At 41.8% G+C, this 555-nt stretch carries 1 rRNA gene; it reads right to left on the bottom strand.

From position 1 onward, the window contains the following. Positions 1-239 (bottom strand): 16S ribosomal RNA (locus tag JIG37_RS00025); the annotation flags it as partial. Positions 240-555: the final 316 nt, after the last annotated feature.

Raw genomic sequence — 555 nt, forward strand, 5'->3', positions numbered from 1 at the left:
ACTTGGGCTAATCTTATGGCGTGAGGCCCGAAGGTCCCCCACTTTGGTCCGTAGACATCATGCGGTATTAGCAGTCGTTTCCAACTGTTGTCCCCCACCATAAGGCATATTCCCAAGCATTACTCACCCGTCCGCCGCTCGACGCCAGAGGTGCAAGCACCTCTTCGTTTCCGCTCGACTTGCATGTGTTAGGCCTGCCGCCAGCGTTCAATCTGAGCCATGATCAAACTCTTCAATTAAAAGTTTTTTGTTTGAAGTAAACTTCAAACCATGCTCAATGAATTCTGATTTTGATATCTTTCGATATCGAATTGACTATATAGTCACTCATAAGAAATTGAGACTCTAAATTTGTTTGCGTCTCTTAGTAAACTAAGCTTCGCTGTTAGAACTCAATCTGTACGAGTGCCCACACAGATGATTGCTTTATATTGTTAAAGAACGTTGCGACGTTGTCGCTAGGGATGCGTATAATACATCCTTAAATTTTCGAGTCAACACTTAATTTTAAACTTTCTTTTTAGACCGTTTTAAACCGAAGTTTTACTTAACTCT

The organism is Pseudoalteromonas sp. bablab_jr010 (assembly GCF_016464105.1).
GTDB lineage: Bacteria > Pseudomonadota > Gammaproteobacteria > Enterobacterales > Alteromonadaceae > Pseudoalteromonas > Pseudoalteromonas simplex.